Annotated in this window: 22 protein-coding genes; 4 read left to right on the top strand and 18 right to left on the bottom strand. The window is 66.2% G+C overall.

All coding sequences use genetic code 11. The features are described 5' to 3' along the window. Window positions 1–24 precede the first annotated feature (24 nt). Window positions 25–1,560 (bottom strand): sodium/proton antiporter NhaB, encoded by a 1,536-nt coding sequence (gene nhaB, locus H587_RS0113890; protein WP_027176762.1) that lies wholly within the window; start codon window positions 1,558–1,560, stop codon window positions 25–27. A gap of 338 nt (window positions 1,561–1,898) precedes the next feature. On the opposite strand from nhaB, the gene H587_RS0113885 reads away from it, so the two are divergent. Then, window positions 1,899–2,885, top strand: coding sequence for a glycosyltransferase family protein (locus H587_RS0113885; RefSeq protein ID WP_027176761.1), 987 nt, complete (start codon window positions 1,899–1,901; stop codon window positions 2,883–2,885). Between the two features lie 94 nt (window positions 2,886–2,979). Further along, window positions 2,980–3,801, top strand: a complete 822-nt coding sequence (locus H587_RS0113880; RefSeq protein ID WP_027176760.1) for a TatD family hydrolase — start codon at window positions 2,980–2,982, stop codon at window positions 3,799–3,801. An 80-nt stretch (window positions 3,802–3,881) separates the two neighbouring features. Here H587_RS0113880 and H587_RS0113875 read toward each other — a convergent pair whose 3' ends face one another. The 13 genes from H587_RS0113875 to H587_RS0113815 all read right to left on the bottom strand — a co-directional run bounded on the left by H587_RS0113875 (window position 3,882) and on the right by H587_RS0113815 (window position 15,575). Further along, window positions 3,882–4,304 (bottom strand): F0F1 ATP synthase subunit epsilon, encoded by a 423-nt coding sequence (locus H587_RS0113875; protein WP_027176759.1) that lies wholly within the window; start codon window positions 4,302–4,304, stop codon window positions 3,882–3,884. Between the two features lie 9 nt (window positions 4,305–4,313). After that, window positions 4,314–5,714: a F0F1 ATP synthase subunit beta gene (gene atpD, locus H587_RS0113870; RefSeq protein ID WP_027176758.1), complete on the bottom strand. Its 1,401-nt coding sequence runs from the start codon at window positions 5,712–5,714 to the stop codon at window positions 4,314–4,316. Window positions 5,715–5,729: 15 nt separating this feature from the next. Beyond that, window positions 5,730–6,611: a F0F1 ATP synthase subunit gamma gene (locus H587_RS0113865; protein ID WP_027176757.1), complete on the bottom strand. Its 882-nt coding sequence runs from the start codon at window positions 6,609–6,611 to the stop codon at window positions 5,730–5,732. 19 nt (window positions 6,612–6,630) lie between these two features. Continuing rightward, window positions 6,631–8,139, bottom strand: coding sequence for a F0F1 ATP synthase subunit alpha (gene atpA / locus H587_RS0113860; RefSeq protein ID WP_027176756.1), 1,509 nt, complete (start codon window positions 8,137–8,139; stop codon window positions 6,631–6,633). A gap of 4 nt (window positions 8,140–8,143) precedes the next feature. Continuing rightward, window positions 8,144–8,695 carry an ATP synthase F1 subunit delta gene (atpH, locus tag H587_RS0113855; protein ID WP_027176755.1) on the bottom strand — a complete coding sequence of 184 codons (552 nt, stop codon included), beginning with the start codon at window positions 8,693–8,695 and terminating at the stop codon, window positions 8,144–8,146. Continuing rightward, a complete protein-coding gene (gene atpF, locus H587_RS0113850) occupies window positions 8,692–9,261 on the bottom strand; it encodes a F0F1 ATP synthase subunit B (RefSeq protein WP_034609442.1) in 570 nt (189 codons plus the stop codon). Before atpF ends, atpH begins: the two co-directional genes overlap by 4 nt. A gap of 18 nt (window positions 9,262–9,279) precedes the next feature. After that, window positions 9,280–9,702, bottom strand: a complete 423-nt coding sequence (locus H587_RS0113845) for a F0F1 ATP synthase subunit B (RefSeq protein ID WP_027176753.1) — start codon at window positions 9,700–9,702, stop codon at window positions 9,280–9,282. Between the two features lie 141 nt (window positions 9,703–9,843). Beyond that, complete coding sequence (locus H587_RS18825; RefSeq protein ID WP_034609440.1) at window positions 9,844–10,218, bottom strand: bactofilin family protein; 375 nt, start codon at window positions 10,216–10,218, stop codon at window positions 9,844–9,846. Window positions 10,219–10,279: 61 nt separating this feature from the next. Then, window positions 10,280–11,395 carry a rod shape-determining protein RodA gene (gene rodA, locus H587_RS0113835; protein ID WP_027176752.1) on the bottom strand — a complete coding sequence of 372 codons (1,116 nt, stop codon included), beginning with the start codon at window positions 11,393–11,395 and terminating at the stop codon, window positions 10,280–10,282. A 10-nt stretch (window positions 11,396–11,405) separates the two neighbouring features. Next, window positions 11,406–13,241 carry a penicillin-binding protein 2 gene (gene mrdA, locus H587_RS18820; RefSeq protein WP_051202883.1) on the bottom strand — a complete coding sequence of 612 codons (1,836 nt, stop codon included), beginning with the start codon at window positions 13,239–13,241 and terminating at the stop codon, window positions 11,406–11,408. Beyond that, window positions 13,225–13,692, bottom strand: coding sequence for a hypothetical protein (locus H587_RS0113825; protein WP_027176751.1), 468 nt, complete (start codon window positions 13,690–13,692; stop codon window positions 13,225–13,227). The genes mrdA and H587_RS0113825 overlap by 17 nt, the downstream gene beginning before the upstream one ends. A 1-nt stretch (window position 13,693) precedes the next feature. Continuing rightward, window positions 13,694–14,533 carry a rod shape-determining protein MreC gene (gene mreC / locus H587_RS18815; RefSeq protein ID WP_051202880.1) on the bottom strand — a complete coding sequence of 280 codons (840 nt, stop codon included), beginning with the start codon at window positions 14,531–14,533 and terminating at the stop codon, window positions 13,694–13,696. 1 nt (window position 14,534) lies between these two features. Next, the gene (locus tag H587_RS0113815) at window positions 14,535–15,575 is read right to left on the bottom strand and encodes a rod shape-determining protein (protein ID WP_027176750.1); all 1,041 of its coding nucleotides are present in this window, start codon (window positions 15,573–15,575) and stop codon (window positions 14,535–14,537) included. 150 nt (window positions 15,576–15,725) lie between these two features. On the opposite strand from H587_RS0113815, the gene mnmL reads away from it, so the two are divergent. Together mnmL and H587_RS0113805 are read left to right on the top strand one after the other, a co-directional pair. After that, window positions 15,726–16,646, top strand: coding sequence for a tRNA modification radical SAM protein MnmL/YtqA (gene mnmL / locus H587_RS18810; RefSeq protein WP_051202878.1), 921 nt, complete (start codon window positions 15,726–15,728; stop codon window positions 16,644–16,646). Continuing rightward, window positions 16,639–17,109, top strand: coding sequence for a methylated-DNA--[protein]-cysteine S-methyltransferase (locus H587_RS0113805; RefSeq protein WP_027176749.1), 471 nt, complete (start codon window positions 16,639–16,641; stop codon window positions 17,107–17,109). The genes mnmL and H587_RS0113805 overlap by 8 nt, the downstream gene beginning before the upstream one ends. 6 nt (window positions 17,110–17,115) lie before the next feature. Here H587_RS0113805 and H587_RS0113800 read toward each other — a convergent pair whose 3' ends face one another. The 4 genes from H587_RS0113800 to pstC form a co-directional block, all read right to left on the bottom strand. Continuing rightward, the gene (locus H587_RS0113800; RefSeq protein ID WP_027176748.1) at window positions 17,116–17,346 is read right to left on the bottom strand and encodes a hypothetical protein; all 231 of its coding nucleotides are present in this window, start codon (window positions 17,344–17,346) and stop codon (window positions 17,116–17,118) included. Window positions 17,347–17,374: 28 nt separating this feature from the next. Further along, complete coding sequence (locus H587_RS20365) at window positions 17,375–18,043, bottom strand: helix-turn-helix domain-containing protein (RefSeq protein WP_084630790.1); 669 nt, start codon at window positions 18,041–18,043, stop codon at window positions 17,375–17,377. Between the two features lie 230 nt (window positions 18,044–18,273). Next, window positions 18,274–19,197, bottom strand: a complete 924-nt coding sequence (gene pstA / locus H587_RS0113790) for a phosphate ABC transporter permease PstA (RefSeq protein ID WP_051202876.1) — start codon at window positions 19,195–19,197, stop codon at window positions 18,274–18,276. 8 nt (window positions 19,198–19,205) lie between these two features. Next, window positions 19,206–20,117: a phosphate ABC transporter permease subunit PstC gene (gene pstC / locus H587_RS0113785; protein ID WP_034609525.1), complete on the bottom strand. Its 912-nt coding sequence runs from the start codon at window positions 20,115–20,117 to the stop codon at window positions 19,206–19,208. Window positions 20,118–20,160: the final 43 nt, after the last annotated feature.

The following is a 20,160-nucleotide window of genomic DNA, read 5'->3' as shown; positions in this document are numbered from 1 at the left end:
GGCCCCGCTTCATTGTGTCGGAGGTCAGGAGAACAGGCTCAGAATCCAGTGCTCCACCTCGGGCATGTACCAGGTGGCCACCAGGCCCGAGAGAGTCATGACCACGGTGTAGGGCAGGGCCAGCAGGACCATGCGGCCGTAGGACAGCCGGATGACCGGGGCCAGGGCCGAGGTGAGCAGGAAGAGGAACGCGGCCTGGCCGTTGGGCGTGGCCACGCTGGGGATGTTCGTGCCGGTGTTGATGGCCACGGCCAGCATGTCGAACTGCTCTCGGCTCATGGCCCCGCCTGAGGCCAGGAACGCCTTCTTGGTTTCGGTGATGTAGACCGTGGCCACGAAGACGTTGTCGCTGATCATCGAGAGCAGGCCGTTGGCCATGTAGTAGGCCGCCAACTGGGCCCGGCCCTCCAGGGCGAGCACCGCCTTGATCACCGGGGCGAAGAGGTGCTGGTCGTGGATCACGGCCACCACGGCGAAGAAGACCACCAGCAGGGCGGTGAACGGCAGGGCCTCCTGGAAGGCGTGGCCGATGCGGTGCTCGTCGGTGATGCCGTTGAGGGCCGTGAGGCCGACGATGACCGAGAGGCCGATGATGCCCACCTCGGCCAGGTGGAAGGCCAGGGCGATGATGAGCCAGACGCCCGCGCAGGCCTGGATGAGCAGCTGCGCCTGTCCCTGCTTGCCGCGGGCCTCGTCGCGTCGGGCGGACTCCTCCATGAGGATTGAACGGACGTTGCCGGGCATTCCGTGGCCGTAGCCGCTGATCTTGAAGCGTTCCACCAGGACGCAGGTCAGAAGGCCCATGAAGAGCACCGGCATGGAGATGGGCGCGACCTTGATGAAGAAGTCGGCGAAGCTCCAGCCCATTTCATGGCCGATGAGCAGGTTCTGGGGTTCGCCCACCAGGGTGCAGACTCCGCCCAGGGCGGTTCCCACGGCGCCGTGCATCATGAGGTTGCGCAGATATCCCCGAAACTCCTTGAGGTCCGCCTGATCCATGGCCTTGCACATGGTGTCGTCGCAGAGGTCGTAGGTTCCCGAACGGCCGGAGACATAGTGGTGATAAACGTTGTAGAAGCCGTAGGCCACGGCCATGATCACCGCCGTCACCGTGAGGGCGTCCAGGAAGGCCGAAAGAAAGGCTCCGGCGAAGCAGAAAAGCAGCGAGATCAGGATCTTTGAACGCACCCGCACGAGGATCTTGGTGAACGCGTACTGGAGCAGATCCTTCATGAAGTAGATGCCCGCGACCATGAACATGAGCAGGAGGATCACGGGAAAGTTGTGCAGGGTTTCGTTGTACACCGTCTGGGGACTGGTCATCCCCAGGAAGACCGCCTCCATGGCCAGCAGGCCGCCCGCCGGGAGCGGGTAGCACTTGAGCGCCATGGCCAGGGTGAAGATGAACTCCCCGATGAGCACCCAACCGGTGATGAAGGGGCCGACCGTGTTCAAGAGCACAGGGTTCAGGACGAGGAACCCGAGGATGGTCAGTTTGTACCAGTCCGGGGCGTTGCCGAGGAGGTTTTTGTTCAGGGCTTGGGCGATGGTCCGGGCCAAGATCATTCTCCTTTTCATGAGGTCGTTGTCGTTGTGGCCGTCGCTCACGGCCGAAAGATTACATGTCCGTAATATTTCGAAAGAAGCTTCGCAAGCGTTTCCGGCGCATCCTGGCAGGCCGGATTCGCCGTCGTCGGCTTTTTCCGCTCATCGGCGAATCGTCACCCTCCCGGCACCCGCCCGGAACCATGTCCACGCCGCCCGGGTCTAGGGTGGGGCCGTCGACGCCTTCCTTCTCTCCCCAAGCTCCTCCGAGGCGTGGCGGAACCGCGCCTCCCCCTCCCCAACTTGCCAAACCGGCCGCTTTGTGGTTTCGAGGGGAAACCCCGGAGGCCTTCATGCGCACCTTGCTCTTCCTGCCGCCGGTCAAGCGCCCCACGGGCGGAGTGGCCGTCATCCGCCGTCTGGCCGAGGTTCTGCACCGTTCGGGCCGCGAAGCCTTCCTGGTGCCCCGCGACCGTTCGGGCTGGACTCCGGAAGAGAGCGAGGATTGCGCTCCGCCGCTGTGGTGGGAAGACCTGCGCCTGACCCCGGACGACCTCTGGCTCGTGCCCGAGGGATGGGTCAACGCCCTGGCCCCGGGGCTGGAGGCCAGGGCCCGCTGTCTGGTCTATTGCCAGAACTGGGCCTATCTCTTTTCCTCCCTGCCGCCCGGAACGTGGTGGCCGCAGCTTCCCGTGGAGTTTCTGGCCGTGTCCGATCCCGTGGCCTGGTTCATGGAGACCTCCCTGGGGAGGCGGCCGCCCGTGCTGCGGCCGGGCATCGACCTGGAGCGTTTCCGCCCCGGCGACCGCTCCGGTCCGCTCACCGTGGCCTTCATGCCGCGCAAGAACCGCGCCCTGGCCCAGCAAATCCGGGCGCTGTTCGAGACCCGCAACGGCGGGAGCCGGGTCCGCTGGCTGGAGATCGACGGTCTGTCCGCCCAGGGGGTGGCCGAGGCCCTGGGCCGGGCGCACATCTTTCTGGTCACGGGCTTTCCCGAGGGCTGCCCGCTGCCGCCGCTGGAGGCGCTGGCCTGCGGCTGCCTCTGCGTGGGCTTCAGCGGTTTCGGCGGCTGGGACTACATGCGCCAGGCCCAGGAGGAGCCGCGTTTCCACCCCTGGTGGCCGTTGCGCGAGGTGGACTGGGGCGGCAACGGCTTCTGGTGCGCGGATGGAGACGTGCTGGACGCGGCCCTTTGTCTGGAGGAGGCCGTGCGTCTGCTGGAGCGCGGCGACGACCGCCTGAAGGCGATCCTGGCCGCCGGGCGGGCCACGGCCGACACCTACGGCCTGGATTCCTTCCGCCGGGCGGTGCTGGACACCTGGGCCTTTTTGGAGGAATAAGCCGTTCCGGCGGGAGACGGTTCCGCCTTTTTCGCGCCGCCGCCTCTTCCCTTGGGGAAGGCGCGGCGGCTCCCGTTTCGCGAGGATGATCGAGATGTCGAGAAAACATAAGGAACGGCCCGAGCCCGAGAGCCTGGGCCTGCCGTCGGGCGGGGTCGATACCCACGCCCATCTGGACGCGGAAAACTACGAGATGGGGCTCACGACCGTGCTGGAACGCGCCCGGGCCTCGGGCCTGAGCCGCATCGGCAACGTCTTTCTCGGCCCGGACGCCTACCTCGAGCATCGGGCTTTGTTCGCGGATCGGCCGGAGGTTTTTTTTCTTCTGGCCGAGCACCCCAACGACACCGCCGGGTTCGACGACGCCCGGGCCCAGCGTCTGCTCGACTGCCTGCGGAGCGACCCGCGCATCCGGGCCGTGGGCGAGACCGGGCTGGACTTCTACTGGAAGGACGTGACTCCGGAAGAACAGGAGCGGGCCTTCCGACGGCACCTGGAACTGGCGCGGCAGACGGACCTGCCGCCGGTGATCCACTGCCGCGAGGCCGAGGCCCGGACCCTGGCCGTGCTGGACGACATGGGTTTTCGGGACCGGCCGCTGCTGTGGCACTGCTTCGGCGGGGATGACGCCCTGGCCCGGGAGATCCTCTCGCGGGGTTGGCATGTGAGCGTGCCCGGAACCGTGACCTATGCCCGCAACGAGCCGCTGCGCGCGGCTGTGGCCCGGATTCCCGCCGACCGACTCGTGCTGGAGACGGACTGTCCCTACCTCACGCCCGAGCCCTGGCGCGGGAAGCAGAACCATCCGGCCCTGGTGGGCTTCACGGCCGTGGCCGTGGCCGGGCTCCGCGGCGTGCCGGTCGAGGAGCTGTGGGCTCTCTGCGCGGACAACGCCGGGCGTTTTTTCGGGCTCTAGGGCCCGCCGGGAAAGAAAACAAAAAAAGACAGGCCGGCTTTCGCCGGCCTGTCTTTTTCAAGGCGTGGAGATCAACGTTCTCAGCAGGTTCCGGCTCGGCGTGCCGACTCGGAGCAGCTGATGCGGGCCAGAGCCTTGCGCAGAGCGGCCTGGGCCCGGGCGTTGTTGATCTTTTCCTGTTGCTGGGCGAGCCGCGCCTGAGCCCGTTCCTGAGCCCGGCGGGCGCGCTCGATGTCGATCTCGGCAGCGGTCTCGGCCACCTCGGCGAGCACGGTGACCTTGTCCCCGCTCACCTCGCAGAAGCCGCCGGCCACGAAGACGTAGTGCGCCTTCCCGGAATCCTTGAAGTAGAGGTTTCCGATGCCCAGAGCCGACAGGAAGGGGATGTGGCTCGGCAACACGCCGAACTCGCCGAGCGCGCCGGGCGCGCCCACATACTCCACTTCCTGGGAGAGGACCTTGCGGTCGGGCGTGACGATTTCGAGCAGCAGCTTTTTGGCCATGTCCCTATCCTACATGTTCTTGGCGTTTTCCAGAGCCTCTTCGATGCCGCCCACCATGTAGAACGCCTGCTCCGGGATATCGTCGTGCTTGCCGTCGAGGATTTCCTTGAAGCCGCGGATGGTGTCCTCGATCTTCACGTACTTGCCGGCGCGTCCGGTGAACTGCTCGGCAACGCTGAAGGGCTGGGAGAGGAACCGCTGGATCTTGCGGGCCCGGGACACGGTGAGCTTGTCCTCGTCGGACAGTTCGTCCATGCCCAGAATCGCGATGATGTCCTGCAGGTCCTTGTACTTCTGCAGCACGCTCTGCACGCCGCGGGCGGTCTGGTAGTGCTCCTTGCCCAGGACCAGGGGGTCCAGGATGCGGGAGGTGGAGTCCAGCGGGTCCACGGCGGGGTAGATGCCCAGCTCGGCGATCTGGCGCGAAAGCACCAGCGTGCCGTCCAGGTGCGAGAACGTGGTGGCCGGGGCCGGGTCGGTCAGGTCGTCGGCGGGCACGTACACGGCCTGCACCGAGGTGATCGAACCCTTGGTGGTCGAGGTGATGCGTTCCTGCAGTTCGCCGAGGTCGGTGCCCAGCGTGGGCTGGTAACCCACCGCGGAGGGCATGCGGCCGAGGAGCGCGGACACCTCGGAGCCGGCCTGGGTGAACCGGAAGATGTTGTCGATGAAGAGCAGCACGTCCTGGCCTTCCTGGTCACGGAAGTATTCCGCGGCGGTCAGGGCGGTCAGGGCGACGCGGGAACGGGCTCCCGGAGGCTCGTTCATCTGGCCGTAGACCAAGGCGGCCTTGTCCAGAATCCCGGCTTCCTTGAACTCGTGATAGAGGTCGTTGCCCTCACGGGTGCGCTCACCCACGCCCGCGAACACGGACAGGCCGCCGTGCTGCTTGGCGATGTTGTTGATGAGCTCCATGAGAATAACGGTCTTGCCCACGCCGGCGCCGCCGAAGAGGCCCATCTTGCCGCCCTTGGGGAAGGGGATCAAGAGGTCCACGACCTTGACGCCCGTCTCCAGCAGTTCGACCTTGGTGTTCTGCTCGGTGAAGGCCGGAGCGTGGCGGTGGATGGGAAGCATGATGTCCGAGCTGATGGGGCCCATCTCGTCCACCGGGCGACCCACGACGTTCATGATGCGGCCGAGAGACGCCTTGCCGGCGGGCACCAGGATGGAGTTGCCGGTGTCGACCACGTCCATGCCGCGGACCAGGCCTTCGGTGGCGTCCATGGCGATGGTGCGGACCACGTTGTTGCCCAGGTGCTGCGCCACTTCGCAGACCAGATCCGGCGCGTCGGTGTTGTTGGGATTCTTGATCTCCAACGCGTTCAGAATGTTGGGCAGTTTGCCTTCAGGAAATTCGACGTCGACCACGGCGCCGATGACCTGAACGATCTTGCCGATGTTGCTCATGTGTTAGGCCCCCTTTTACCCTTTCAGCGCCTCAGCGCCGCCGACGATGTCCATCAGCTCCCTGGTGATCGAAGTCTGACGGGTCTTGTTATAGAGCAGTGTCAAGGCCTTGGTCAGGTCGTCGCAGGCCTTGGTTGCATTGTCCATGGCCGCCATGCGCGCGGCGTGCTCGCTTGCGGAAGTGTCCAGGATGCCGCGATACAACTGCACCTTGATGAAACGGGGCAGCAGTTCGGCCAGCAGGCCTTCCACCGACGGCTCGTACAGATACTCGGCCTTGGCCTCGGCCGGGGCTTCCTCGCCCTCGGCCGCATGCGAGACGATGGGCAGGATGTCCAAGGTCACGGCAGGCTGGCGGGCCATGCTCACGAACTCGCCGTAGATCAGATGCACTTCGTCCAGATCGCCGGCCAAGTAGCTGGCGATGAGCTCCATGCCGATCTCGTTGGCCAGGGTGAAGTCGAAGGAGTTCATGGCGTCGGGGTACTGAAGGCCGATTTCGTACTCCAGCTTGCGGACCGCGTCGCGGCCCTTCTTGCCCACGCAGTAGAACTTCACCGACTGTCCGGCGGCCTTCTTCTCGGCGGCCAGCTTGGTGGCCATCTTGATGAGGTTGGTGTTGAAGCTGCCGCACAGGCCGCGATCCGAGGTGACCAGGACGATGCCCACGGTCTTGACCTCTTCGCGGACCTCCAGCAGAGGATGTACGCTCCCGTCGGCGCCCGAAGCCAGATCACCGAGCATTTCATAGAACTTGGCGGCGTAGGGCCGGAAGCGTTCAATGCGCGCCTGCGCATTGCGCATCTTGGCCGAGGCCACCATGTTCATGGCCTTGGTGATCTGTTTCGTCTTCTTGACGCCGGTGATCTTGCTCTTGACGTCTCTCAGAGATGCCATCGCCTATCCCCCCGCCGCGCTAAGCGCGGAATCCCTTCTTGAACTCTTCCAGGGCGGCCTTGAGGCGGGTTTCGATGTTCTCGTCCAGAGCCTTCTTCTCCACAATGTCCTTCAGGATGTCGGCCTTGGAGTTGCGCATGTAGTCCAGGAACTCGTCCTCGAACTTGCGCACGGCCTCCACCGGCACGTCGTCCATGAAGCCGCGGGTGCCGGCGTAGAGCGAGGCGACCTGCTCGGCCACCGGCATGGGCTGATACTGGGGCTGCTTGAGCAGCTCCACCAGGCGGGCGCCGCGGTTGAGCTTGGCCTGGGTGCGCTTGTCCAGGTCGGAACCGAACTGGGCGAAGGCGGCCAGCTCGCGGTACTGGGCCAGGTCGAGACGGAGCGAACCGGCGACCTGCTTCATGGCCTTGATCTGGGCCGCGCCGCCGACTCGGGAGACCGAGAGGCCGACGTTGATGGCCGGACGGATGCCCGCGTTGAACAGGTTGGGCTCCAGGTACACCTGGCCGTCGGTGATCGAGATCACGTTCGTCGGGATGTACGCGGACACGTCGCCGGCCTGGGTCTCGATGATCGGCAGGGCGGTCATGGAACCGGCGCCGACGGAGTCGTTGACCTTGGCCGCGCGCTCCAGCAGGCGGGAGTGCAGGTAGAAGACGTCGCCGGGGTAGGCTTCGCGTCCCGGGGGGCGGCGGAGCAGCAGCGACATCTGGCGGTAGGCAACGGCCTGCTTGGACAGGTCGTCGTAGATGATCAGGGCGTGCTTGCCGGAGTCGCGGTAGTATTCGGCCATGGTGCAGCCGGAGTAGGCGGCGATGTACTGCAGCGGCGCGGGCTCGGAGGCCGTGGCCGAGATGATCGTCGTGTACTCCATGGCGCCGTACTTGCGCAGGGCGTCGGCCACCAGGGCGACGGTGGCCTTCTTCTGGCCGATGGCGACGTAGAAGCAGTGCACGTCGCCGCCTTTCTGGGCCAGGATGGCGTCCAGGCAGACGGCGGTCTTGCCGACCTGACGGTCGCCGATGATCAGCTCGCGCTGGCCGCGGCCGACCGGGGTCATGGCGTCGATGGCCTTCAGACCGGTCATCATCGGCTGATGCACGCTCTTGCGCTTGATGATGCCGGGAGCCTTGAGCTCCACCGGGCGGACTTCCGTGGCGCCGATCGGTCCGAGACCGTCGATGGGCTCGCCCAGCGGGTTCAGGACGCGGCCCATGACCGCGTCGCCGACCGGCACGGAGAAGATCTGGCCGGTGCGCTTGACCGGGTCGCCTTCCTTGAGGTCCGTGGTCTCGCCCAGAAGGGCCACACCGACGTTGTCCTCTTCCAGGTTGAGCACCATGCCCTTGAGGCCGCCGGGGAACTCCAGCAGCTCCATGGCCATGGCGTTCTCAACGCCGTGGACGCGGGCGATACCGTCACCGACGTAGATCACGGTGCCGGTCTCGCTCATCTCCACGCGGGACTGATAGTTCTGAATCTGTCCCTCGATGATTTTGCTGATTTCTTCGGCTTTGATCTGCATGGCCCTACTCACCCCTCTTGATGGTTTCTTTCAAAATGTCCAGCTGCGCCCGCAGGCTGGCGTCGAGAACCTTGTCCCCGACCTTGAGCACGATCCCGCCGAGGATGCCCGGTTCCACGGCGTAGTCCAGCTCAAGCTGCTTTCCGGCCTGCTTCTCCAGCTTGTTCTTGATATCGGTCCGCCGGGCCTCGGGCAGCTCCACGGCCGTGACCAGACGGCCGCGCACCACGCCGTTCACGGCGTCCAGCAGCTTTCCGAAGGCTCCCGCGATGTCGGGAAGGAAGGGCAACCTGTTCTTGTCGGCCAACAGGTCGCAGAAGTTCTTCATGGCGGGGCGCACGGCCGCCGCCTCCAGGACCTTGCCCAGCACGCCTTTCTTCTCGTCCCGGTTGAACACCGGGCTCTTGAAGAAGCGCATGACCTCGGGCGATCCCCCCAGAACCTCAGCCAGTCGCGACAGCTCCTCGCCGTACGCCTGAAGCTCGGCCGCGCCCTGTTTCTCGCCAAAGGCGAAGAGGGCCTTGGCGTAGCGGCGCGCTACGATGTTCCCGCTCAATTGAGCACCACCTTTGTTAAGTATTCGTCCACGAGGCGCTCGTGGTCCTGGGCCGAAAGCTTCTCGCTCACGATCTTGGTGGCGGCCTCCACGATGAGGTCGGCCATCTGGGCGCGCAGGGCGTCCACGGCGGCCTTGGACTCATTCTCGGAGGACATGCGGGCCTGGGCCTTGATCTGCTCGGCGTCCTTCTTCGCCTTTTCGATGATCGCGGCCTTCAGGGCCTCGCCCTGGGCCCGCGCCTCGTCCAGCAGGGCCTTGCGCTCGGCGTCCAGGTTGGCGATGCTCTGCTCCACATCCTTGAGGCGCTTGGCGGCCTCGTTCTGGCGCACCTCGAGATCATCCAGATCCTTCTTGATCTGGTTGCGGCGACCACCGAAGAAGGAGGCGATCTTCTTGCCGGCCAGATACCAGATGATTCCCACGAAGATCGCGAAGTTGACGACCCTCAGCAGGTAGTTGCCCCAGGGCAGACCGTGTTCGCCCGCGTCGCCGGAGGCATGGGCCAGACCGGCCAGCGCCAGGACGAACAGGACCGCCGCGCACGTGTTGATGAAACGTTTCAAGCCCTCTCCTCCTTCCCTCTACGCCCGACCCAGGATCTTTTCCGTGGCCTTCTGGGCGTATTTTTCCACGTCCTTCTTGAGCTGCGCCAGGGCGTCCCGGGCCTGGCCCGAGATGTCGGCGCGCGCGGCCTTCAGGGTGGACGCGGCTTCCTGGCCCGCTGTGGCCAGAATGCCCTGCTCCTCCTTGACGCCTTCGGCCTTGAGACCGTTGCGGATGTCCACCGCGTCCTTGCGGGCGCCGGTCAGGGCGGCCTGGTAGTCACGCAGCTTGCCATCGGCCTGGGTGGTGAACTGCTCCACCTTGCCCAGCTTTTCGGCCATCAGTTCGCCACGCTTCTTGATGATGGCGCGGATGGGGCCGAAGAGAAGGATGTTCAGAACCAGCAGGGTGATGATGAAATTCACAAGCTGAATGAAAAAGGAAAAGTCCAGATCAATCATACCCGCCCCCAAGGAAATTGTGAATTTTGAGACAAAGTCACAGGCCCTTTATCCAATTTCAGCCGGTGTGTCAAAGCCTTTTTGCCGGAAAAGCGGGAGCTTTCAGGCCGCTGGATCACGACCTCCGGCCGCTTGTGCCGATTAGAACAAGTTCCCGTCGGCGGTTCCGACGGCGTCCGCGACTTCTCCGGGACGGGACATGGCCAGTCGGCCCTCCAGAATCGCGCCCTCCTCGACCACGAGGACAGGTGTTCTGATGTCCCCCTGGAGGTTGGCGGTCTTGTGCAGGACCACCCGGCCCCCGGCCTCCACCTCGCCGCGCAGGTTGCCGGAAAGCACGAGCTGACCAACCCGGAGGGTGCCCTCGACCACGGCCTCCTGGCCGATGACCAGGGTGCCGTCGGATTCGACCTCGCCCTGGAAGTTGCCGTCGATGCGCACCGCCCCGTGAAAATGGAGCTTGCCGTGGTAGCTGGTTCCGGCGCCCAGAAAGGCGTTGATTTCGTCCTTGGCCATGGATGCCTCGCTCCTCAATGCTGGAAAGAGACGGACAGGGCCCCGCGGCGGCCCTCCGCCCCTAACCCTGTTTGAACAGGAAGCGGCGCATGGACACGTTGAGCGCGAGGCCGATGAGACAGAAGTTCACCAGGGTGGCGCTGCCCCCGTAGCTGATGAACGGCAGGGGTATGCCCACCACGGGCATGAGCCCCAGAACCATACCCATGTTTATGAGGATTTGCCAGAAGAAATAGAAGAAGATTCCCGCGGCCAGGTAGCTGCCGAAGAGATCCCGAGGATCCCTGGCGATGATCACCAGTTGGTAGAGGAAGACGCAGAAGGTCGTCAGCAGGAGCATCATGCCCAGGAAGCCCCATTCCTCGCCGAACACGGCCACCGCGAAGTCGGTGTGCTTTTCCGGCAGGAAGCGGAGCTGGCTTTGGGTTCCGGCCAGGAAACCCTTGCCCCAGAACTGGCCCGAGCCGATGGCGATTTCCGACTGGATGATGTGGTAGCCCGCGCCCAGGGGATCGGTGGCCGGGTCCAGGAAGGAGAGGATGCGCCGCTTTTGGTAGTCGTGCAGGCCGAACCAGGCCAGGGGCAGCAGGCTCGGAATGGCGATCAGGGCGGTCTTGAAGACCCGGGGAGTGAGGCCCCGGTAGAGGATCAGGCCGCCCAGGAGCATGAGGATGGACAAGCCCGAGCCCAGGTCCGGCTGGAGGATGACCATGCCCGCGGGCACCAAGCCGACGGCCAGGATGCAGAAGAGTTTGAAAAAGCCCAGGCGCTCCTTTTCCAGGGAGAGGATGCGCGCGCCGATGATCAGGATGCAGATCTTGGCCAGTTCGCTGGGCTGGAAGCTCATGAAGCCCAGGTCCAGCCAGCGCCGCGCGCCGTAAATGGTTTTTCCCGCGAAGGGCACGGCGGCGAGTAGCGCCACCGTGACCCAGAACAGGGGCCAGGCCGCCGCCCGCAGGTGCTTGTAGTCGAAGAAGGTCATGCTGATCATGCCGCACAGACCCATGAGCCCCCAGATGAGCTGCTTCTGATAAAAGGTGTCCACGCTCATGCCCTCGCCCAGGCGAAAGCCGCTGGCCGAGTAAAGATTCATGACCCCGCAGAGGAAGAGCAGCAGGGTCAGGCCCAGCAGGGGCCAGTTGACGTGGAAGAGCAGGCGTCTGTCGATGGGGGACATGGGCGGCTCCCTATTCGTTGTTTTCCGGAGGTTCGGGGGCCTCGGGCACCGGGCCCAGCCCCTTGCCCAGGAAGACGTAGTCGAAGACGGTCTTCACCGAGGGGCCCGCGCCCGATCCGCCGTGCAGGCCGTGCTCGACCATGGCCACCACCACCACGCGGCGGTCGCCCCGTTCGGCGAAGCCCGCCATCCAGGCGTGGTCGCGCATCTGGTAGGGAATCTTGTCCTCGGGCATGGCCTTGAGTTCGTCGGTGAGGCGCACCACCTGGGCCGTGCCGGTCTTGGCCCCGGCCGTGACCCCGGGGGTCTGGACTCGGCGGCAGGTGCCGCGGGGGTCCTCCACCGTGGCCACCATGGCCTTCTTGATGAACAGCCGCTGGGCCTCCGTGAGCGGCAGGCGGCCTTGGAGCACGGGCGGATCGCCGTGGATCAGGTTCGGCTTGAGCAGGCGGCCGCCGTTGATGAGCGCGGAGATGTAGCGGGCCACCTGCAGGGGCGAGACCTGGGTGTAGCCCTGGCCGATGGAGAAGTTCAGATCCTCGCCCTTGGTCCATTTCTGGCCGAAGCGTTTGAGCTTCCATTCCTTGGTGGGGATGTTGCCGCCTTTTTCGTGGGGCAGGTCGATGCCCGTGGGCTTGCCGAACCCGGCGGCGAAGGAGAACTCGCTGATGCGGTCCACGCCGAGTTTCATGCCGAGCTTGTAGAAATACACGTCGCAGGACTGGACCAGGGCCTGTTCCAGGTCCACGGAACCGTGCCCCCCCTTGCGCCAGCAGCGGAACACGTGGCTGCCCAGGGCCAGCGACCCCTGGCAGAAGGCGGTTTCGCGCGGGTCGAGCATGTTCGCCATGAAACCGGCTCCGGCCATGACCAGCTTGAACACCGAACCCGGGGGATAGACGCTCTGGGTGGCCCGGTTCTGCAGGGGGTGCATGGGGTCGTCGCGCAGGCCTTTCCATTGCTCCGGAGTCAGCCCGGCGGTGAAGGCGTTGGAGTCGAAGGACGGCGAACTGACCAGGGCCAGGAGTTCGCCGGTGTCCGGGTCCATGACCACCACGCTGCCCGCCTTGCCCTCGAGCTGGCGGGCGATGGTGGCCTGCAGCCCAAGGTCCACGGACAGGACGATGTCCTCGCCGGACTTGGGCTTCTTGAGCAGGGCCTCGGAGAGTCGCCGACCCGTGGCGTCCACCTCCATCTGGCGCACGCCCTTGGTCCCGCGCAGCCGTCGCTCGAGCATCTGTTCCAGGCCGTTCTTGCCCACGTAGTCGCCCAGGGCCAGGCTGGAGTCCTTCTCCAGGTCGTCCTCGCTGGCGTCGCCCACGTAGCCGAGCACGTGCGCCAGAAGATGGCCGAATTTGTAGTAGCGCCGGGAGCGGACCACGATCTCCAACCCGGGCCAGCGCAGGTGGTTGGCCTCCACGGAGGCCACCTGCTCGAAGTCCAGGTCCGGCACGATGAGCATGGGTTCGAAGGGCTTCACCCGCTTGCGGCCCCGGCGGTAGGCCTCCTGGAGCTTGTCCAGGGGCGTGCCGGTGAGGTGCGAGATCTCGGCCAGGGTGGCGTCCAGGTTCTTCACGTCCTCGCGCACGAGGCCCAGGGCGTAGGCCGGCTCGTTGACGGCCACCATGGTTCCGCCCCGGTCCAGGACCAGCCCGCGCGGGGCGAACACCGGCTCCTGGCGCAGTTGGTTCTCCTTGGCCTTCTCGGCGTACTCCTCGCCCTTGTGCACCTGAAGGTACCAGAGACGCAGGGCGAAGACGCAGAAGAGCCCGAGGATGCAGGCCTGGAGCAGAAGCAGCCCGGAACGGGGCGGCTGCTGCTCGCGGGAGTCATACAGGTTGGCCATCGTCCCTCAGTCGCGCGGGATAGAACCTGTCCACGAAAAACCAGACCACCGGGAAGGTCAGGACCTGGATCAGGGATTCCCAGGCCACCCGGTCCAGGGGCACGCCCTTCACCGAGAGGGTGGCCATGGCGTAGGTCTGGAGGAAATGCAGCAGGCCCATGACGAGCCCCAGAAGGGTCATGAACGGAAGGCTCCTGGGCTGGAAGTAGTCGTGGCCCAGGCTGACGAGGAGGTAGAGGGCCCAGTACCAGATCACCGAGGCACCGAAGTGCTGGCTGCCCATGCCTTCCTGCAGGAGCACCCAGGCCAGGGCCAGGGTCAGGGCCCGGGCCCGCCCCTCGGTCTGGAGGCTGAAGACCAGCCCGGGGGCCAGGAAGTCCACGCCGGGCACGAAGGCCTCGGCCCAGATTCCGACCGCCGCGAAGCCCGCCCACCAGAGGGCGCGCAGCATGTCAGCTCTCCCCGCCGACGGCCGGGGCGTCCCGCCGCCGCAGGACCAGAACTTCTTCCAGGGCCTCGAAGTCCATGAGCGGCTCGGCCGTGATGTCCAGGAACAGCGACAGGTCGGAGCGCTCCACCTTGAGCACCCGGGCCACGGGCAGGCCCTTGGGGAAGGAGTCGGAGAGTCCGGAGGTCACCAGCAGTTCCCCGGGCTCGATGGGCGCGTTCAGATTCACGTATTTCAGCTCCATCTCCCGGCCCGGCCCGCGTCCGGCCAGCACTCCGGCGGAGCGGTGGTTCTGGCCGATGACCGCGATGCGGCTGTTCACGTCGTGCAGGAGCAGGACCGTGGAGGAGGCCAGGCCCGCGCGCAGGATGCGGCCCACCACGCCCTGGGGGGTGATCGCGGGCTGGTCCGGCCCCGCGCCCTGGAGCGTGCCCCGGTCCAGGACCAGGGTTTCCAGCAGGGCGTTGGGCCCCAGCCTGTGGGCGATGACCCGGGCTCCCTCGGCCACCCACTCCGGCGCGGGGGTGAAGCCCAGGAGGGCCTCCATGCGCGCGCCGGCCCGGGCCTGTTCGCGCAGGGAGTTGTTGTCCATGAGCAGGCGGCCCACCTCGGCGCGCAGGCGGTCGTTCTCTTCGCGCAGGCCGATGAGGTGGATGTAGCGTCGCCAGAACGACACGGCCTGGTCCGCCACCCACGTGCCCGGTTTGAGCACGAGTCGCGCGGCGTCCAGGCCGGTGTTTTCGGCGAGTCGGTCCAGGTGCCCGGTCCGGAGGTTCCAGGTGTACAGGCTCAGGTAGACGAACAGGCCCGTGAGGACGATGACTGCGATGCTCTTGAGCTTCACATCAGTCTGCGCAGATGTCCTTATAGAGGTCTATGTGCTCCAGGGCCTTGCCCGACCCCTTGACCACGGCCGTGAGCGGGTCGTCGACCACCGTGATGGGCAACTGCGTCTCGTGCTGGAGCAGGGCGTCCAGGCCGCGCAGCAGCGCGCCGCCGCCGGTGAGCACGATGCCCCGGTCCACGATGTCCGCCGCCAATTCCGGCGGGGTCTGCTCCAAGGCGATGCGCACGCCCTGGACGATGCCCTCCACCTGCTCGGAGATGGCCTCGCGGACCTCCTCGGCGGTGATGATGCGGTTCTGCGGGATGCCGGTGACCAGGTCGCGTCCCTTGACCTCCATCTCGGAGATCCCGTCCACGGGGTAGGCCGTGCCGATGGTCATCTTGATCTCCTCGGCCGTGGATTCGCCGATGAGCATGTTGTACTTGCGTTTGACGTGCTGCATGATGGCTTCGTCCATCTTGTCGCCGCCGATGCGCACGCTTTTGGCGTAGACGATGCCTGAGAGCGAGATGACCGCGATTTCGGTGGTGCCGCCGCCGATGTCCACGACCATGTTCGAGGTCGGCTCGGTGATCGGCAGGTTGGCGCCGATGGCCGCGGCCATCGGCTCCTCGATGAGGTAGACCTCGCGGGCCCCGGCGCTCTGGGCCGACTCCTTGACCGCGCGCTTTTCCACCTGGGTGATGCCCGTGGGCACGCAGATCATGATCCGGGGCCGCACGAGCCGCCGGGAGTTGTGGACCTTGGAGATGAAGTGGCGGAGCATGGCCTCGGTGACCTCGAAGTCGGCGATGACGCCGTCCTTCATGGGGCGGATGGCCACGATGTTGCCCGGGGTGCGGCCGAGCATGCGCTTGGCCTCCGCGCCCACGGCCAGCACGGTCTTGCCGCCGCGCGAGTCCTTTTTGACCGCCACCACCGACGGTTCGGAGAGGAGCACGCCCTTGCCCTTGACGTAAACCAGGGTGTTGGCGGTGCCCAGGTCGATGGCCAGGTCCGTGGAGAAGGCCCCGAGAACTTTGTTCAGCAGTTTGCCCATATGTGTCTTGGCTCCTGGAGGGGGGATGCCGACGGCTTCCCTTGCTTCGGCCGCACTTTCGGCTATTGTAGCGAAACGGCTGCGCGATTGGTAGCAGAAGACGGTGCGTCAAGCAAGCGCGGCCAACGAATCGCGCAAGGCGGGCCAGGCATGCGGCGTTTTCCAACCCTTTCGGAGGCCTTGCGCCGCGTTTTCGGCCGGAAGGTCTGGAAGATCCCCCTGGACGCGGGCTTCTCCTGTCCCAACCGGGACGGGAGCCGTTCGCGCCGGGGCTGTTCCTTCTGCAACGAGCGGGGCTCGGGCACCGGTCTGGCCGCCTCCGGGCTGTCCCTGCGGGCCCAGTGGGATCTCTGGCGCGACCGCCTGGCCAAATCGCGCGGGGCCGATCGCTTCCTGGCCTACCTGCAATCCTTTTCCAACACCTACGGGCCGCCGGAGCGGCTGGCCGCCGTCCTGGATGAATTGCGCGGCCTGCCTGGCTTGGCCGGGATCTGCGTCGGCACCCGGCCGGACTGCCTGGACGGCGGAAAGATCGCCCTGCTGGCCGGTCTGGGACTGCCCTGGATCCAGGTGGATCTGGGCCTGCAATCCGCCGACCCGGCCACGCTCACGCGCATCAACCGGGGGCACGACCCGGCCTGCTTCGCCCGGGCGACCGCGGCGGCGGCCTCGGCCGGACTCCTGGTCTGCGGCCACCTCATGGCCGGGTTGCCCGGCGAGGGCCGGGAGGCCTTCCTCGCGGGAGTGGATTTCCTCAACGCCCTGCCGGTGGCCGGAATCAAGCTGCACAACACCCTGGTCCTCAAGGGCACGGAGCTGGCCAAGGACTGGGAGGCCGGGGAATACGAGCCTCCGGCCCTGGAGGAGTACGCGGCTTGGGTCGCCGAGGCCGTGGACCGGCTGCGGCCGGACATCGTGGTCCAGCGGCTCTGCGCCGACCCGGCTCCGGGCGAACTGCTGGCCCCGGCCTGGGCCTCGGACAAGGCCGGGGTTCTGGCCGCGATCCGGGGCGGACTGGCGGCGCGGGGCTTCGCCGTCGACACGCGCGAAACGGGAGGACGTCATGCCTGAGTGTGTCGTCGCCGGGCCGCTGGCCCTGGCGTTGGAGTGGGAGGACGGCCGGGTCTCGGAGATCGGCCTGCGCTGGTCCGAGGGGCTCACGGCCACGCCGGAGCCGTCGGAGGCCGCCCGGGCCGTGGGTCGGGCCTTGGAGCTCTATGTGGGCGGCGAGGTCGTGCGCTGGCCCGAGCTGCCTCTGGCCTTGGAGCGGGTGAGTCGGTTCACCCGCGAGGCGTTGCTGACCCTGGCCCGCGAGGCGCCCCAGGGCATGGTCGTGAGCTATGGGGAGCTGGCCCGGCTCTGCGGCAGACCCGGCGCGGCCCGAGCCGTGGGGCGGGCCATGGCCGCCAACCGTTGGCCCCTGATCCTGCCCTGTCACCGGGTGCTCGGCGCGCGCGGCGCCCTCACCGGGTTCAGCAATCCGGCCGGACTGGCCATGAAGGAATTCCTGCTGCGCCTGGAAGGGGCGCTCTGAGGCCGCTCAGGCTCCGAAACAGGAGCGTCCGTCGGGCATGATGTCCGCGGGCAGGACCAGATTGTGGAAGCGCATGACCAGTCGGCGCACACACTGGGCGCTGCCCTCGGGATTCAGACAGTAGGCCGAAAGCATGGCCCGGGTGGTGTCGTTGTCCAGGTTCGCGGCCAGGGACCGGAACGGGCAGCCCTTGCAGAGCGGGAAATGCGGACAGGAATCACATCGTTCTCGGCACATTTTTTCTCCTGTTGGTCGCCCCGGCTCACTATTCTAGAGGGGGGTCCCCTCCGTCGGTTTCCGCGAAGAGTTCCGTGATTTCGATGAGGGCTCCACAGGCGGCCAGAGGCCGCCCGTCCGGATCGGTCTCCAGGTCGGCCAGGGCCAGGGCCAGGCGCGGCCAGGGCTCGACGCCGGAGTCCCGGCGGGAGGAGAATCGAAACAGGCTGTTGATGGGGCCCTCCCCGGCCAGGAGTTTCGGCACCCATTGCCGCACGAAGCCCCGATCATCGGGATGGATTCTTTCCAACAACATCTCGCGGTCGATGGGTTCGGGCATGTCGGCGTAGCCGAACATGCGCTGGATGGGCCGCGAGAGAAACAGGTGTCCCGAGCGGAAGCTCCTCTCCCAGTATCCAACGCCGACGGCCAGCCGCCGCAGCATGTGCGGGGCGTCACCGTCTTCGGGCCGGGAAAGCAGGTAATTGAGGCACACCTCGCGGGACGGCCGGAAAAGTTCCGCGGGGTTGACGCCCAGGGCCAGGCAAAGTTTTTGGATCACGCCGAAGGATGGGGAAGACAGGCCACGCTCGATCATGCCGACGTACTGTTCGGTGACGGCGATGCGTTCGGCCAACTGCGCCTGGGTCAGCCCGCGCTCCTCGCGCAGGGTGCGGACGCGTTGGCCGAAAAGAACCTTCAGGCAGAATTCGGACATGATCGATAGCTACCAATTCCAAGGCGAATGGGAACAAATCCACAGTTTGGGTCGCTTGGGGCGTCCAGTATGCAGGCGGTGCATTCATCTGCAATTATTTATTTTTTTGAGACAAGGCCATGCCGTCCAGGAGATATAGGCGGAACGCATCCCGAGGATGTTTGAAATGACGCAGGCCGCCGACCGTCATGGTCCGGCGGCCGGCGTCACAAAAGAGGAAGCCGGAGCGGTCAACGGCTCATCTTGCGCTGGAGGCGGGCCCGGATGAAAATGGCGATGAGGTTCATGCCGAGCACCAGGGCGATGAGCACGAGGGCCGTGCCGTACTGGAGGTGGCGGGTCTTCTCGATTTCGGTTCCGGCCGTGGCCAGGACGTAGATATGGTAGGGCAGGGCCATGACGTCGTCCAGGATGGAGGTCGGCATGAGCGGGGTGAAGAAAACGGCGGCCGTGAACATGATCGCGGCGGTCTCCCCGGCGGCCCGACTGATGCCCAGGATGGAGCCGGTGAGGATGCCGGGCAGGGCCGCGGGCAGGACCACCTTGGAGATGGTCTGCCACTTGGTGGCGCCCAGGCCCAGGGAGGCTTCGCGGTAGGTCTGGGGCACGGAGCGCAGGGCCTCCTCGGTGGTGCCGATGACCACGGGCAGGGTCAGCGCCCCCAGGGTCAGTGCCCCGGCGGCGATGGAAACGCCGAGGTGCATGACCGTGACGAAGAAGGCCAGGCCGAAGAGCCCGAAGACCACCGAGGGCACCCCGGCCAGGTTGGAGATGCCCAGGCGGATGAGCCGCAGGGCGCGGCCGGGGCGGGCGTACTCGTGGAGATAGATGGCCGAGGCCACGCCCAGGGGCAGGGCCACGACCATGGAGCCGAAACTGAGCAGGAACGTGCCCAGGATGCAGGGGAAGATGCCGCCCTCGGTCATGGATTTGCGCGGGGCTTCGGTGAGGAATTCCCAACTGATGGCCGAGAGGCCGTTGAACAGGAGAAAGCCGAGGATCACGGCCAGGGCCAGGGCGTTGATCAGCACCGCTCCCCGAAAGACCCAGAAGACGCCCGCTTGGAGCGTCTTGCGCCGCTGGTCGCGGCGGCGGGCCTGTTCCTCGGGCAGGAAGCGGGAGAGGCCGTGGGTGGTGGTCGCTTCGGACTGCATGGCGTCTCCTAGAGCGTGGCCGCGCCGACCTGCTTGTATTTGTGCGCGATGTGGTCGGCCACGATGTTGAAGAGAAGGGTGAAGACGAAGAGCACCATGCCGATGGCGAACAGGGCGTAGTAGTGTTCGCTCTGGAACGGGGCCTCGCCCATCTCGGCCGCGATGCTCGCGGGCATGGGCCGCACCGGGTCGAAGATCGAGGAGGGGATGAGTCCCGCGCCTCCGGCCACCATGAGCACCACCATGGTTTCGCCGATGGAGCGGGACATGCCCAGGATCACCGCCGTGCTGATGCCCGAGAGCGAGGCCGGCACGATGACCCGGCCCAGGGTCTCCAGGTGGGTGGCTCCCAGGGCCAGGGACGCCTCCTTGAGCTCCTTGGGCACGGCGAAGATGGCGTCCTCGGACACGCTGGTGATGGTCGGCACGGACATGAAGGCCAGCATGAGCGAGGCGTTGAACAGGTTCAGCCCCGTGGCCACGTGGAAGGCGTCCTGCAGAAAGGGCGCGACCACGACCATGCCGAAGAAGCCGATGACCACCGAGGGCAGCGAGGCCAGCAGCTCGATCATCGGCTTGAAGATCTCGCGCACGCGGGGGCTGGCGATTTCGGCCAGGTACACGGCGGTCATCACCCCCAGGGGAATGGCGATGCACGAGGAGAGGACCGTGACCGCGATGGAGCCCGCGATGAGCGGCAGGATCCCCAGAAGCGGAGGGTCTTCGGTGGGGTACCAGAGATGCCCGAAGAGGAAGTCCGGCAGCGAGACCGCCTTGAACACCGGCAGACCCTCGGCGAAGAGGAAGAGCATGATCAGGAAGAGCACCAGGATGCAGGTGGTGGCGGTGCCCAGGAAGGCGGACTGGATGAGCCGCTCCCGGGTGGTGCGCTGGAGCTTGAGGGCCTTGAGCAACAGCATGATCCCGGCCGCCAGGGCCAGGACGGCGGCGGCGATGTCGTAG

It is taken from the genome of Desulfovibrio aminophilus DSM 12254 (assembly GCF_000422565.1).
GTDB classification, from domain to species: domain Bacteria; phylum Desulfobacterota; class Desulfovibrionia; order Desulfovibrionales; family Desulfovibrionaceae; genus Aminidesulfovibrio; species Aminidesulfovibrio aminophilus.
Note: the sequence above shows the minus strand (reverse complement) of the source record. Positions and strands in the feature narration are given on the sequence as shown.

Bases quoted from the DNA above. Each gene is read 5' to 3' on its own strand.
- H587_RS0113885 (WP_027176761.1), top strand. From the start codon at position 1,899: ATGCGCACCTTGCTCTTCCTGCCGCCGGTCAAGCGCCCCACGGGCGGA.
- H587_RS0113880 (WP_027176760.1), top strand. From the start codon at position 2,980: ATGTCGAGAAAACATAAGGAACGGCCCGAGCCCGAGAGCCTGGGCCTG.
- H587_RS0113875 (WP_027176759.1), bottom strand. From the start codon at position 4,304: ATGGCCAAAAAGCTGCTGCTCGAAATCGTCACGCCCGACCGCAAGGTC.
- atpD (WP_027176758.1), bottom strand. From the start codon at position 5,714: ATGAGCAACATCGGCAAGATCGTTCAGGTCATCGGCGCCGTGGTCGAC.
- H587_RS0113865 (WP_027176757.1), bottom strand. From the start codon at position 6,611: ATGGCATCTCTGAGAGACGTCAAGAGCAAGATCACCGGCGTCAAGAAG.
- atpA (WP_027176756.1), bottom strand. From the start codon at position 8,139: ATGCAGATCAAAGCCGAAGAAATCAGCAAAATCATCGAGGGACAGATT.
- H587_RS0113845 (WP_027176753.1), bottom strand. From the start codon at position 9,702: ATGATTGATCTGGACTTTTCCTTTTTCATTCAGCTTGTGAATTTCATC.
- H587_RS18825 (WP_034609440.1), bottom strand. From the start codon at position 10,218: ATGGCCAAGGACGAAATCAACGCCTTTCTGGGCGCCGGAACCAGCTAC.
- rodA (WP_027176752.1), bottom strand. From the start codon at position 11,395: ATGTCCCCCATCGACAGACGCCTGCTCTTCCACGTCAACTGGCCCCTG.
- mrdA (WP_051202883.1), bottom strand. From the start codon at position 13,241: ATGGCCAACCTGTATGACTCCCGCGAGCAGCAGCCGCCCCGTTCCGGG.
- H587_RS0113825 (WP_027176751.1), bottom strand. From the start codon at position 13,692: ATGCTGCGCGCCCTCTGGTGGGCGGGCTTCGCGGCGGTCGGAATCTGG.
- H587_RS0113815 (WP_027176750.1), bottom strand. From the start codon at position 15,575: ATGGGCAAACTGCTGAACAAAGTTCTCGGGGCCTTCTCCACGGACCTG.
- mnmL (WP_051202878.1), top strand. From the start codon at position 15,726: ATGCGGCGTTTTCCAACCCTTTCGGAGGCCTTGCGCCGCGTTTTCGGC.
- H587_RS0113805 (WP_027176749.1), top strand. From the start codon at position 16,639: ATGCCTGAGTGTGTCGTCGCCGGGCCGCTGGCCCTGGCGTTGGAGTGG.
- H587_RS0113800 (WP_027176748.1), bottom strand. From the start codon at position 17,346: ATGTGCCGAGAACGATGTGATTCCTGTCCGCATTTCCCGCTCTGCAAG.
- H587_RS20365 (WP_084630790.1), bottom strand. From the start codon at position 18,043: ATGTCCGAATTCTGCCTGAAGGTTCTTTTCGGCCAACGCGTCCGCACC.
- pstA (WP_051202876.1), bottom strand. From the start codon at position 19,197: ATGCAGTCCGAAGCGACCACCACCCACGGCCTCTCCCGCTTCCTGCCC.
- pstC (WP_034609525.1), bottom strand. From the start codon at position 20,117: ATGCTGTTGCTCAAGGCCCTCAAGCTCCAGCGCACCACCCGGGAGCGG.